Annotated in this window: 10 protein-coding genes and 2 tRNA genes; 4 read left to right on the forward strand and 8 right to left on the reverse strand. The window is 58.8% G+C overall.

The genetic code is table 11. The annotated features are described in order from the left end of the window. Positions 1-120 precede the first annotated feature (120 nt). The 8 genes from AC1DWM_RS05525 to rnr form a co-directional block, all read right to left on the reverse strand. Positions 121-2,424 (reverse strand): YgiQ family radical SAM protein, encoded by a 2,304-nt coding sequence (locus AC1DWM_RS05525; protein ID WP_477794771.1) that lies wholly within the window; start codon positions 2,422-2,424, stop codon positions 121-123. Positions 2,425-2,618: 194 nt separating this feature from the next. Further along, positions 2,619-4,013, reverse strand: coding sequence for a replicative DNA helicase (dnaB, locus tag AC1DWM_RS05530; RefSeq protein WP_007947521.1), 1,395 nt, complete (start codon positions 4,011-4,013; stop codon positions 2,619-2,621). 109 nt (positions 4,014-4,122) lie between these two features. Further along, positions 4,123-4,569 (reverse strand): 50S ribosomal protein L9, encoded by a 447-nt coding sequence (gene rplI / locus AC1DWM_RS05535; RefSeq protein ID WP_003197251.1) that lies wholly within the window; start codon positions 4,567-4,569, stop codon positions 4,123-4,125. 19 nt (positions 4,570-4,588) lie between these two features. Then, positions 4,589-5,482 carry a hypothetical protein gene (locus AC1DWM_RS05540; protein ID WP_477794772.1) on the reverse strand — a complete coding sequence of 298 codons (894 nt, stop codon included), beginning with the start codon at positions 5,480-5,482 and terminating at the stop codon, positions 4,589-4,591. Positions 5,483-5,518: 36 nt separating this feature from the next. After that, positions 5,519-5,749 carry a 30S ribosomal protein S18 gene (gene rpsR / locus AC1DWM_RS05545; protein WP_002551829.1) on the reverse strand — a complete coding sequence of 77 codons (231 nt, stop codon included), beginning with the start codon at positions 5,747-5,749 and terminating at the stop codon, positions 5,519-5,521. A gap of 28 nt (positions 5,750-5,777) precedes the next feature. After that, the gene (rpsF, locus tag AC1DWM_RS05550; protein WP_003217491.1) at positions 5,778-6,200 is read right to left on the reverse strand and encodes a 30S ribosomal protein S6; all 423 of its coding nucleotides are present in this window, start codon (positions 6,198-6,200) and stop codon (positions 5,778-5,780) included. 305 nt (positions 6,201-6,505) lie between these two features. Beyond that, positions 6,506-7,273 (reverse strand): 23S rRNA (guanosine(2251)-2'-O)-methyltransferase RlmB, encoded by a 768-nt coding sequence (gene rlmB / locus AC1DWM_RS05555; RefSeq protein WP_223520186.1) that lies wholly within the window; start codon positions 7,271-7,273, stop codon positions 6,506-6,508. Continuing rightward, entirely contained in the window at positions 7,270-9,900 is a 2,631-nt protein-coding gene (gene rnr, locus AC1DWM_RS05560; protein ID WP_223520184.1) for a ribonuclease R, read from the reverse strand. Before rnr ends, rlmB begins: the two co-directional genes overlap by 4 nt. Before the next feature lie 226 nt (positions 9,901-10,126). Here rnr and AC1DWM_RS05565 point away from each other — a divergent pair. The 4 genes from AC1DWM_RS05565 (at position 10,127) to AC1DWM_RS05580 (ending at position 13,376) form a co-directional block, all read left to right on the forward strand. Then, a tRNA-Leu gene (locus AC1DWM_RS05565) sits at positions 10,127-10,213 on the forward strand. A gap of 166 nt (positions 10,214-10,379) precedes the next feature. After that, a tRNA-Leu gene (locus AC1DWM_RS05570) sits at positions 10,380-10,466 on the forward strand. Between the two features lie 334 nt (positions 10,467-10,800). Beyond that, a complete protein-coding gene (locus AC1DWM_RS05575) occupies positions 10,801-11,811 on the forward strand; it encodes an iron ABC transporter substrate-binding protein (protein ID WP_477794773.1) in 1,011 nt (336 codons plus the stop codon). Next, positions 11,811-13,376: an ABC transporter permease gene (locus tag AC1DWM_RS05580; RefSeq protein ID WP_477794774.1), complete on the forward strand. Its 1,566-nt coding sequence runs from the start codon at positions 11,811-11,813 to the stop codon at positions 13,374-13,376. Before AC1DWM_RS05575 ends, AC1DWM_RS05580 begins: the two co-directional genes overlap by 1 nt. Positions 13,377-13,382: the final 6 nt, after the last annotated feature.

A 13,382-nucleotide genomic window follows, 5' to 3' on the forward strand; every position in this document is an offset into this window, starting at 1 on the left:
CGATCTCGCGAAGAGGCCAGTTGCCCCAACACATCTTCCGGCCCGGCGCCCCGTTTTCTGTGACTCAGAAACGCAAAACGCCAACCCTAAGGTTGGCGTTCTGTTCAGCTCATGCGCAGCTTAGCGCGGTACAACCGGCTTGCGGGCGGGTTTAGGGCCTTTGCCTTTGGCCGCGTCCTTACGTTCCTTGGCCGCCTGCTGGTTGCGGGCGAACGCCGCCGCCTTGGCCTGTTCACGCTTGTCCCACGGGTTAGCTCCATCGCTGGCACGCGGCGGCAAGCCGGTGTGCTGGGTCAGGATCTTGGTGGTCTTTTCCCCTGCAACCTTGTGACTGCCGGCCGGTGTCGAGTTCTTGCGACGGGCGCTCTGGTAGCTGTCGGTCGCCGGCTGATGCAGCGGGATCAACTGGTTCTTGCCCGGCCCGATCAGGTCAGCCCGGCCCATGCGGGTCAGCGCTTCACGCAGCATCGGCCAGCCTTTCGGGTCGTGATAACGCAAGAACGCTTTGTGCAGACGGCGCTGCTCTTCGCTCTTGACGATGGTCACGGCGTCGCTCTTGTAAGTGACCTTACGCAGCGGGTTCTTGCCCGAGTGATACATCGCGGTGGCGGTGGCCATCGGCGACGGGTAGAACGCCTGGACCTGGTCGGCACGGAAGCCATTGCCCTTGAGCCACAGGGCCAGGTTCATCATGTCTTCGTCGGTGGTGCCCGGGTGGGCGGCGATGAAGTACGGAATCAGGTACTGCTCTTTCCCGGCTTCCTTGGAGTACTTCTCGAACATGCGCTTGAACTTGTCATAGCTGCCGATGCCCGGTTTCATCATCTGGTTGAGCGGACCTTCCTCGGTGTGTTCCGGGGCGATCTTCAGGTAACCACCGACGTGGTGGGTCACCAGCTCTTTGACGTATTCCGGCGACTCGACCGCGAGGTCGTAGCGCAGGCCGGAAGCAATCAGGATCTTCTTCACACCCGGCAAGGCACGGGCGCTGCGGTACAGTTGAATCAACGACGAGTGGTCGGTGTTCAGGTTCGGACAGATACCTGGGAACACGCACGATGGCTTGCGGCACGCGGATTCGATTTCCGGGCTCTTGCAGGCGATACGGTACATGTTCGCGGTCGGGCCGCCGAGGTCGGAAATGACGCCGGTGAAACCCGGAACCTTGTCGCGGATCTCTTCGATTTCGCGAATGATCGACTCTTCGGAACGGTTCTGGATGATCCGGCCTTCGTGCTCGGTGATCGAGCAGAAGGTGCAGCCACCGAAGCAGCCACGCATGATGTTTACCGAGAAACGGATCATGTCGTAGGCCGGGATCTTTTCCTTGCCGTACGCCGGGTGCGGAATGCGCGCATAAGGCATGCCGAACACGTAGTCCATTTCTTCGGTGGTCATCGGAATCGGTGGCGGGTTGAACCAGACATCGACTTCGCCATGCTTCTGCACCAGCGCGCGGGCGTTACCCGGGTTGGTTTCCAGGTGAAGTACGCGGTTGGCGTGAGCATAGAGCACCGCGTCGCCACGGACTTTCTCGACCGACGGCAGACGGATCACGGTCTTGTCGCGAGTCATCTTAGGGCTGGCGAGGATCTGCACGACCTTGGCTTCAGTCGGATCTTCAACCGGACCTTTTTCCTGCTCGATTGCGCAGGCCTGGGTGTCTTGGGTGTTCACGTACGGGTTGATGATCTTGTCGACCTTGCCCGGACGGTCGATACGCGTGGAGTCGACTTCGTACCAGTCTTTCGGCGTATCACGACGGATAAACGCGGTGCCGCGCACGTCAGTGATGTCTTCGATCTTGTGACCATAAGAAAGACGCTGGGCGACTTCGACGATTGCCCGCTCGGCGTTGCCATAAAGCAGGATGTCGGCGCAGGCGTCGATCAGGATCGAATTGCGAACCCGGTCCTGCCAGTAATCGTAGTGAGCGATGCGGCGCAGGGAGGCTTCGATGCCACCGAGAACGATCGGCACGTTCTTGTAGGCTTCCTTGCAGCGCTGGCTGTAAACCAGGCTCGCGCGATCCGGACGTTTGCCCGCCAGGCCACCAGGGGTGTAGGCGTCATCGGAACGGATTTTCTTGTCGGCGGTGTAACGGTTGATCATCGAGTCCATGTTGCCGGCCGCGACACCGAAGAACAGGTTCGGCTCGCCGAGCTTCATGAAGTCGTCTTTGGACTGCCAGTTCGGTTGGGCAATGATCCCGACGCGGAAGCCTTGCGACTCCAGCAGCCGGCCGATGATCGCCATGCCGAACGACGGATGGTCAACGTACGCATCACCGGTGACGATGATGATGTCGCAGGAATCCCAGCCAAGCTGATCCATCTCCTCCCTGCTCATCGGCAGGAATGGCGCTGGACCGAAGCATTCGGCCCAGTACTTGGGATAGTCAAATAACGGCTTGGCTGTTTGCATGACGATGACCGGTGTTGAGATGAAAAATCGCGGGCGCGGAATATAGCACAAAAAATAACCAATTCCGACGGCTATGGTCGGAAATTGCGGACAACCCATGTGGGAGCGAGCCTGCTCGCGATAGCGGTGTGTCAGTCGACATTGATGTTGTCTGGCACACCGCTATCGCGAGCAGGCTCGCTCCCACAGGTTTTTTATTCGTCGTCGAAGTTGTAGCTACCCGGCGCGAGGTTTTCGAAGCGGGTGTACTTGCCGATGAACGCCAGTCGTGACGTGCCGATCGGGCCGTTCCGCTGTTTACCGATGATGATTTCGGCGATGCCTTTATGCTCGGTTTCCGGGTGATAAACCTCATCCCGGTAAACGAACATGATCACGTCAGCATCCTGCTCGATCGCTCCGGATTCCCGGAGGTCGGAGTTGATCGGGCGTTTGTTCGGCCGTTGCTCCAGGGAGCGGTTGAGCTGGGACAACGCCACCACCGGGCAGTTGAATTCCTTGGCCAGGGCCTTCAAGGAACGGGAGATCTCGGAAATCTCGTTGGTCCGGTTGTCGCCGCCGGAACCTGGAATCTGCATCAATTGCAGGTAGTCGATCATGATCAGGGCGACATCGCCGTGTTCACGCACCAACCGACGGGTTCGCGCGCGCATTTCCGAGGGGCTGATACCGGCCGTATCGTCGATGAACAGCTTGCGGTCGTTGAGCAGGTTGACCGCCGAGGTCAGGCGCGGCCAATCGTCGTCATCCAGGCGACCGGCCCGGACCTTGGTCTGGTCGATACGACCCAGGGACGACAGCATACGCATGATCAGCGATTCGCCTGGCATCTCCAGCGAGTAAACCAGGACGCACTTATCGCTGCGTAACACGGCGTTTTCCACCAGGTTCATCGCAAAGGTGGTTTTACCCATGGATGGACGGCCGGCGACGATGATCAGGTCGGACGGTTGCAGGCCACTGGTCTTCTCGTCGAGGTCGGTGTAGCCGGTGGACAGGCCGGTGATGGCGTTGTCGGTGTTGAACAGGGTATCGATGCGGTCGATGGCCTTGGTCAGCAGGTCATTCACGCTCACCGGGCCGCCGGTTTTTGGCCGGGCCTCGGCGATCTGGAAGATCTGCCGTTCCGCCTCATCGAGAATCTCTTCTGCCGTGCGGCCTTCCGGGTTGAAGGCGCTGTCAGCAATCTCGGTGGCGATGCCGATCAGCTGTCGCAACGTCGCCCGCGCACGAACGATCTGCGCATACGCCTTGATGTTGGCGACGGACGGGGTGTTTTTCGCCAGTTCGCCGAGGTAACCGAGACCGCCCACTTGCGAGGTCTGACCTTCCTTGTCCAATTGCTCGGCAAGGGTCACGACGTCGATCGGCGAATTCTGGTCGGCGAGCTTGGCGATCGCTCGGAAAATCAGGCGGTGGTCATGTCGATAGAAATCGCCATCCGACACTTGATCGAGCACGCGCTCCCAGGCGTTGTTGTCCAGCATCAAACCACCGAGCACGGCCTGTTCGGCCTCGATGGAGTGCGGCGGCACCTTCAGGGAAGCGGTTTGCAGATCGTATTGCTCGGGTGCGGAGATATCGTTCATGGCCACTTGGAATTAGGGGGAATCAGAAAGACAAAGGGCACGACCTGTAAACAGGATCGTGCCCGATGTTACCGGCAAGCACCTGAGGGTGCCAGCCGACAAGTACTACTTAAGCTGCTACCACGACAACGCGTACGGTGGCTTCAACTTCGGCGTGCAGGTGCACGGCTACGTCGAATTCGCCTACGTTGCGGATGGTGCCGTTCGGCAGACGAACTTCGCTTTTTGCAACTTCAACGCCAGAGGCGGTCAGTGCATCAGCGATGTCGTGGGTGCCGATCGAACCGAACAGCTTGCCTTCGTCACCGGCGGTGGCAGTGATAGTCACTTCCAGCTCAGCCAGTTGGGCGGCACGGCTTTCAGCCGAAGTTTTACGGTCTGCTGCGGCTTTTTCCAGCTCAGCGCGACGCTCTTCGAACGCAGCCAGGTTGGCAGCGGTCGCAGCGGTAGCTTTGCCGTAAGGCAGCAGGTAGTTACGACCGTAACCAGCCTTAACGTTCACTTTGTCACCCAGGTTGCCCAGGTTGGTGACTTTTTCCAGAAGGATCAGTTGCATGTGAAAATCCTCTTAACTTTTAACCTTCACCGTTCGCGTTATCGGCATCTTTCGGTGCCGAACGACCGCGAAAATCAATCAGGCTGTCGACGATGGCCAAGACCACCAGCAACGGATAGATCAGCTGCATGAACAGCAACAGCGTGACGTACAACCCCACCAGCCAGAACCTGGCCAATCGCTTTTGCGCCACCAGCCCGTGAATCAGGGCTAGCCCGGCGAACACCAGCGGTACGCTGCACAACGGCGTTAACATGGCCATCTGTGGACCGATGTTCGGCCCCAGAAGCATGCACGCCAGCAGCAACATCGCTGGCAAAAGCGGGAATCGGATGGCGCGAAACTCGCGACCAAAACCACCCGGGTTGTACAACAACGCCTGCCAGTAGCGCCCGACAAGCAGGCTCAGCACACTGACGATTTGCAACAACGCCGCAATCAGGCCGGTCAGGACCGGTGCAATCAGGGACGCAAAATGCGCTTGCTCGTCTACCGATAACTTCTCGTAGACATCACCGAGTAGCGACGGCATGACTTTTATCAAAGCCTGCGCCAGCATCTCGATTTGAGGAGCAAAAGTCGCCCCCAGCACCACTGAAAACACCACTCCCATCGCTATGCTGACCAGCAGCACGCGGACCCAGGATTCGCTTGCGCGCAAAACCAACGCAAGGCTCGAAGAACCCAACAGCACCAGAAGTGCCCGAGGGTCATCCGAGTAAAGCCACCAGATCAACGCTGGCAGCATTCCCAGGGCAAGAACGCCAAGGGCGTCCTTCAATCCGCGCCGCAGAAGCACAAGGCATCCAGCGGCAGCACCCAACCAATACAACAACGGCAATGTTACGCATCCAGCCACTACGAGAGTGGCCTGCATGCGGCCGCGCATAATGAACTCAGCTATGGCGCGCATGCATTCAATCCTTTGCTACGTGTCGACTGCCCGGTCTCAGCGGCCGTGGCTGTCGGTGTAGGCCAGCAGGGCCAGGAAGCGGGCGCGCTTGATAGCGGTGGCCAGCTGACGCTGATAACGTGCTTTGGTACCGGTGATGCGGCTTGGAACGATTTTGCCGGTCTCGGATACATAAGCTTTCAGAGTGTTGAGATCTTTGTAATCGATCTCTTTCACGTCTTCAGCGGTGAAGCGGCAGAATTTACGACGACGGAAGAAACGTGCCATGTAATAGGCTCCTCAAAAGGTCCGTGGATTACTCGTCAGCGTTATCGCTGTTGTCGCTGTCATCACTATCAGCGCTTTCAGCGCCTTCGTGCTCAGGACGGTCGCGACGCTCACGGCGCTCACTGCGGTTTTCTTCAGCCTTGAGCATCTCGGATTGGCCGGTAACGGCTTCTTCGCGACGGATGACCAGGTTACGGATCACTGCATCGTTGTAGCGGAAGTTGTCTTCCAGCTCGGCCAGGGCCTTGCCAGTGCACTCAACGTTCAGCATCACGTAGTGAGCCTTGTGAACATTGTTGATTGCGTAGGCCAGTTGACGACGGCCCCAATCTTCCAGACGGTGGATTTTGCCGCCGTCTTCTTCGATCAGCTTGGTGTAACGCTCAACCATGCCGCCGACTTGCTCGCTTTGATCCGGGTGGACCAAAAAGATGATTTCGTAATGACGCATGAATGCTCCTTACGGGTTGTAGCCTGCCGCTCAAAAGCGGTCAGACAAGGAGTGAATGACACTTATGGACTTGCTTGCGATAGACACATGCGTGCCTGCCGTCACAGCAAGGGGCGCAATTGTAGAGAAGGGACAGGAGAGGTGCAAGGCAATTGGTGATTATTTGAACAACCACCCATCTTCACCCAAACACAAAACACTGTGGGAGCGAGCCTGCTCGCGATGGGGGCCTGACATTCAACATTGATGCCGAATGTTACTCCGCATTCGCGAGCAGGCTCGCTCCCACAGGAATTACAGCTGACTTAAGACTTTTTGCCGACTGCGGCAGCCTTGACGCTCCGCTGACGCTGAGCCTCGAACAGGCAAACACCGGTCGCCACGGACACGTTGAGACTGCTGACGCTGCCAGTCATTGGCAAATGCACCAGGTAGTCGCAAAGATCGCGGGTCAGGCGACGCATGCCGCTGCCTTCTGCGCCCATGATCAGAATGGTCGGGCCGGTCATGTCTTGCTGATACAGACTCTGCTCAGCCTCGCCCGCCGTACCGACAACCCACAAACCACGCTGCTTGAGTTTTTCCAGGGTGCGCGCCAGGTTGGTCACGGCGACCAACGGAATCACTTCCGCCGCGCCACAGGCCACTTTACGGACCGTCGGGGTCAGCGTGGCTGACTTGTCCTTCGGCACGATCACCGCCAGCGCACCGGCCGCATCGGCCGAACGCAGGCAAGCGCCGAGGTTGTGCGGATCGGTCACGCCGTCGAGCACCAGCAGCAGCGGTGCGCCTTCGGTACGGTCCAGCAGTTCGTCGAGCATCGCCTCACCCCAGACCTGGCTAGGACTCACGTCCGCCACCACGCCCTGGTGAACACCCTCAACCCACGCATCCAGCTCACGACGCTCGGCCTGACCGACCGCTACGCGGTTCTGGGCGGCGAGTTCGATCAGCGTTTGCACGCGCGGATCACTGCGACCTTCCGCCAGCCAGATCTGCTTGACGCGTTTCGGATGGTGACGCAGCAATGCTTCTACCGCATGCACGCCGTAGATCTTTTCCAACTGACTCATGGTTTGGCCTTAGGTTTACGCGCCCCGCCGCTTCTACCGGCTGGAGCAGCACCCGCTTTTGGCGGGCCTTTACGATGTTTACTCGGTTTTGCTGGCTTGCCGCCGGGAGCCTTGTCAGGCGCCGACCGCCCGGTCTTTCCCCCAGACGCCGCTTTACCGCCGCTTTTCGCTTCAGACAGCAACGCCTGCTTCATTTCACGACTTTTACGCAGCTCGGCGTTTTTTGCCGCGGCATCGCTTGGGCGATAAGCTTCGACAGCTTTTTCCTTGGCAGGACGACGACCGGTTTTTGCCGGTGCCGGTTCTGCGGCGGTTTTAGCGGCAGGAGCGGTTGTTTCGGTTCCGCGCTTCTTGCGTCCAATTGGCGCACTGATGGTTTTTTCAGCCATCTCGAAGTCGATCTTGCGTTCGTCGAGGTCAACGCGCATCACGCGCACTTCAACGGTGTCGCCCAGACGGAAGCTGCGACCGGTACGCTCACCGGCGAGGCGGTGGTGCACAGGGTCGAAGTGGTAGTAATCGCCCGGCAGCGCGGTGACGTGCACCAAGCCTTCGACGTAGATATCGGTCAGTTCGACGAACAAGCCAAAACCGGTCACGGCGGTGATCACACCCGGGAACGATTCGCCGACGCGATCCTTCATGAACTCGCACTTGAGCCAGTTCACAACATCGCGCGTAGCCTCGTCGGCACGGCGCTCGCTCATAGAGCACTGCTCGCCGAGTTGCTCCAGCGCCGCTTCGTCGTACGGATAGATGCGCGCTTTCGGAATGGTCATCGCGCCGGCACGGCGAACGTGCGGCGTGTTCTGCTTGGAATGGATGACGCTGCGGATCGCCCGGTGCGTGAGCAAGTCCGGGTAGCGGCGGATCGGCGAGGTGAAGTGGGTATAGGCTTCGTAATTCAGGCCGAAGTGGCCCTGGTTATCAGCGCTGTACACCGCCTGGCTCAACGAACGCAGCATGACGGTCTGGATCAGATGGAAATCCGGACGGTCCTTGATGCTTGCCAGCAAGGCCTGGTAGTCCTTCGGCGACGGGCCATCCTTGCCTTTGTGCAGGGACAGGCCGAGCTCACCCAGGAAGGCGCGCAGTTTTTCCAGACGCTCCGGCGGCGGACCATCGTGGACGCGGTACAGCGCCGGGATTTCGTGCTTTTTCAGGAATTCGGCGGTGGCCACGTTGGCCGCCAACATGCATTCCTCGATCAGCTTGTGCGCATCGTTACGAACGGTTGGGCGGATTTCGGCAATCTTGCGCTCGGTCCCGAAGATGATCCGGGTTTCCTGCGTTTCGAAGTCGATCGCGCCACGCACGTGACGAGCGGCCAGCAGCACTTTGTACAGCGCGTAAAGCTGCTTGAGGTGCGGCAGAACGTCGTTGTACTCGCCACGAAGCTGACGCGCCTCGGTGAGTTTCGGCGTTTCCAGCATCGCGCTGACTTTGTTGTAAGTCAGGCGGGCGTGGGAGTGAATCACCGCTTCGTAGAAGCAGTAGTCGGTCATTTCGCCGGACTTGGAGATGGTCATCTCGCAAACCATGGCCAGACGATCGACGTGCGGGTTCAGCGAGCACAGGCCGTTGGACAGCTGCTCAGGCAGCATCGGCACAACGCGCTCGGGGAAGTACACCGAGTTGCCGCGAACCTGGGATTCGTTGTCCAGGGCCGAACCGATTTTCACATAGCTGGAAACGTCGGCAATCGCCACGTACAACTTCCAGCCACCGGAGAACAGGCGCAGCTTGCCCGGCTTGGATTCGCAGTAAACCGCGTCATCGAAGTCGCGCGCGTCTTCACCGTCGATGGTCACAAACGGCAGATGACGCAGGTCGATGCGCTTCTCTTTGTCTTTCTCTTCAACTTCCGGCTTGAGCTTGGCGGCTTCTTTCAAGACCGCTTCAGGCCAGACGTGAGGAATGTCGTAGGTGCGCAGGGCGACATCGATTTCCATGCCCGGCGCCATGTAATTGCCCACGACTTCGACCACGTCGCCTTGCGGCTGGAAGCGTGGTGTCGGCCAGTGAGTGATCTTCACCTCAACGAATTGACCGATCTGGGCATTGGCATTGCGGCCCGGTGTGACCAGCACTTCTTGCTGGATCTTCGGGTTATCCGCAACGACGAAGCCGATGCCGCCTTCTTCGAAGTAGCGACCGACGATGGTCTCGTGAGCACGAGAGACCACTTCGACGATCATGCCTTCGCGGCGACCGCGACGGTCGAGGCCGGAAACACGGGCCAGGGCACGATCGCCGTCGAATACCAGGCGCATTTGCGCCGGGCTCATGAACAGGTCGTCACTGCCGTCGTCCGGAACCAGGAAGCCGAAGCCGTCACGGTGACCGCTGATGCGGCCCAGGATCAGGTCGAGCTTGTCCACCGGCGCATAGGTACCGCGACGGGTATAGATGAGTTGAGCATCGCGCTCCATGGCGCGCAGGCGGCGACGCAGGGCTTCGATCTGGTCTTCTGTGGTCAGACCAAACTCTTCGACCAGCTGCTCGCGGTTAGCAGGCGAACCTCGATCAGCAAGGTGCTGAAGGATCAGTTCGCGGCTAGGAATAGGGTTTTCATATTTTTCCGCTTCACGAGCGGCCTCGGGATCGAGGGACTGCCAATCGGCCATTAGAGAGTTTTCACCTTGTCTATATGCGGGTTAGTTTGGCATAGGCGTAATGAAACGGGAAATTTCAAGCTATGACAGCCCTTCTAAAGCCCTTTATCGACATCGCAACGCTGATTTGAAGACCACTGGTGAAATTTTCCAGATTTTTTTGATGTCGGGGGTTTACAGTTAAAAAGACGCTCCGTATAGTGCGCGCCATCGACGACGCAGACGCGCTGCCGATACTGCCCAGATGGTGAAATTGGTAGACACGCCAGCTTCAGGTGCTGGTGACCGCAAGGTCGTGGAAGTTCGAGTCTTCTTCTGGGCACCAATTTCGAGCTTGAGATTAGTTCAATTTCAAGGCTCACACAAAAACCCGCGAAAGCGGGTTTTTGCATTCTAAGCATCTGATTTAATAAATCTAAATCAGGGGTTTACAGATCAAAACGCTCTCCGTATAGTGCGCCACATCAACAGCGGCAACGCTTGCGATGAATGCCCAGATGGTGAAATTGGTAGACACGCCAGCTTCAGGTGCTGGTGACCGCAAGGTCGTGGAAGTTCGAGTCTTCTTCTGGGCACCAATTCAAATTCAAGGTCACGATCTTGAATTTCACAGAAACCCGCGAAAGCGGGTTTTTGCGTTTCTGGCTTCCGAAAACCAATCCCCCTCTTAAGAAACACACGACCTGTAATTGAATGGACTCGCCCAAGCCGAGGCGTCGATGCGCCACGGTGGCATTCTATGAAAGCCAACGACAGCGAGGGCGAGGCCATGAGCAAGCATACGACGATAAACAAATCCTTGTCGCCAGCCGCTCTAGCAGACACTTCCCAGGCCAGCAAGGCGCACTTGAGAAACAATATCGTTTATCATTGTTGCAAGTTTTTGCAATGCGACAGTGAGGAACCTTGCGAATGATGTTTCGAAATACCCTGCGCCGCGGCCTGACCTTCACCCTCCTCGGCCTGGTACTCACCACTCCCCTCACCCAGGCTGCCGACCCGGTTTCCCTGACACTCTATAACGGTCAACACAAGGAAGTCGGTGACGCCATCGCCAAGGCTTTCGAAGCCAAGACCGGCATCCACGTCAACGTACGCAAAGGCAGCAGCAACCAGCTCGCCAGCCAGATCGTGGAAGAAGGCGATCGCTCCCCCGCCGATGTGATTTACACCGAAGAGTCGCCGCCGTTGAACAAACTGGGCGAGCAAGGCCTGCTGGCCAAGACCGACGACGCCACGCTGGCGGTTTTGCCCAAGGAATATGTAGCGGGCAACGGCACCTGGATAGGTATCACGGCCCGGGTGCGGGTCGTTGCGTTTAACCCCAAGCTGATTGATGAAAAGGACCTGCCCACGTCGGTGATGGATTTCTCCAATCCAAAATGGCAAGGCAAGGTCGGCTTCGTGCCTACCAGTGGCGCCTTTCAGGAACAGGCCGTGGCGATCATCAAAGTGCACGGCATGGATGCGGCCGAAGAATGGCTGACCGGCCTGCGCGCGTTCGGCAAGACCTACAGCAACAACATGGTCGCCCTGAAAGCCGTGGAAAATGGCGAAGTTGCCACCGTACTGGTGAATAACTATTACTGGTTCGCCTTGCAACGCGAGAAGGGCCAGCTCGATTCGAAACTGCATTACTTCACCGGCGGCGACGTTGGCGGGCTGATCACCGTTTCCAGCGCGGCCGTGCTGAAATCCAGCAAACACCCACAAGAAGCCCAACAATTCCTCGCCTATATGGCTAGCGAAGAGGGTCAGCGGGTAATCACCCAGACCACCGCGGAATACCCGCTGCACAAAGGCATGGAATCGGATCGCGGCCTCAAGCCGTTCAGCGAACTGCAAGCACCGAACGTCACGCCAGCGGATCTGGGCAATGCCGAACAAGCCCTGGACCTGGAACGTGACGTTGGCTTGAACTGATGAGCGCATCGTTATCCACCCCCGCTTCGCGCGGGGGTTACGTGCCACGGCGCAAGCGGCCATCGATCTGGCTGCTGCTGCCGGTTCTGCTGCTGGTGGTGCTCAGTCTGTTGCCGCTGATGTACGTCGGGCTAAAGGCCTGGCAAGCCGGCTGGGCCGAGGCGCTGCATCTGCTGTGGCGGCCTTATGTGTTTGGACTTCTGCGCAATACGTTGGCACTGATGGCTGGCGTGACGCTGGCCTGCGGCGTGATCGGCCTGTCACTGGCCTGGCTACTGGAACGCAGCAACCTGCCTGGACGGCGTTTGTGGGGTGTCATCCTCTGCTTGCCGTTCGCCGTTCCGGCGTTTGTCAGCAGCTTTACCTGGGTTTCGCTCAGCGCTCACTTCGAAGGCTTGGGCGGGGCGATTCTGGTGATGACGCTGTCCAAGTACCCACTGATCTTTCTGCCAGTCGCGGCGACGTTACGCAATCTTGATCCCTCTCTTGAAGAGTCCGCCCGCACGCTTGGACAGAATCGCTGGGGCGTGTTTTTCAGAATCACACTGCCGCTGCTCTGGCCATCATTGCTGGCGGGGTCACTGCTGATCGCGCTGCACATGCTGGTGGAGTTCGGCGCGCTGTCGATCATCGGTTTGCAAACCTTTACCACGGCGATTTATCAGCAGTTCGAACTGGAATTCAGCAATGCCAACGCGGCGATGCTTTCGGCGGTGTTGCTGGCGCTGTGCCTGGTATTGCTGTGGCTGGAATTGCGGGTTCGCGGCAAGGGCCGGCATGTTCGTACCGGCCAAGGCGCGGCGCGGCAGGCGGAACAGGTTCAATTAGGGCCCTGGGCAGGTGCCGGACAGCTTTACTGCCTAACCCTGGCGATCATCGGCAGCGGCATACCACTGGGGATGCTGGTGTACTGGCTGGCGGTCGGTTCTTCAGCAGCGTTCCCGGTAGCCGCAATCAGCGAGGCGCTGCTGTCATCTCTTGCACTCTCCCTCGGCGGTGCAGCGCTCTGCCTGGTGCTGGCCGTGCCGGTGGGGTTGCTGGTGGTGCGCTACAAAGGTCAATTGGCGATCTGGGCCGAGCGCTTGCCGTATCTGCTGCATGCGCTGCCGGGCCTGGTGATTGCGCTGACGCTGGTGTACTTCGCGCTGCACTATGTGCCGGCGCTGTACCAGACATCGGCATTGCTGCTGATCGCTTATGCGCTGCTGTTTCTGCCGCTGGCACAGGCGCCGATTCGAACGGCCTTGAACAAGGCTGCGCCGCAATTGGAAGAGGCGGCGCGCACGCTGGGGGCTACATCCTTCAGCGCGTTTTGCCGGATTACGCTGCCGATTATTTTCCCAGCGTTGGGCGCCGCGTTTGCGCTGGTGTTTCTGGATGCGATGAAGGAGCTCACGGCGACGCTGCTCCTGAGTCCGACCGGGCTCAACACCCTGGCGACTGAGGTCTGGGCGCATACCGCAAACGTGGAGTTTGCGGCGGCGGCGCCTTATGCGGCGTTGTTGATTTTGGTGTCTGGAGTGCCGGTTTATTTGTTAACAACTCGGATGTATTTGAGCCGTTGAGACCGC

The sequence above is a fragment of the Pseudomonas sp. P4_C8 genome (assembly GCF_056401975.1).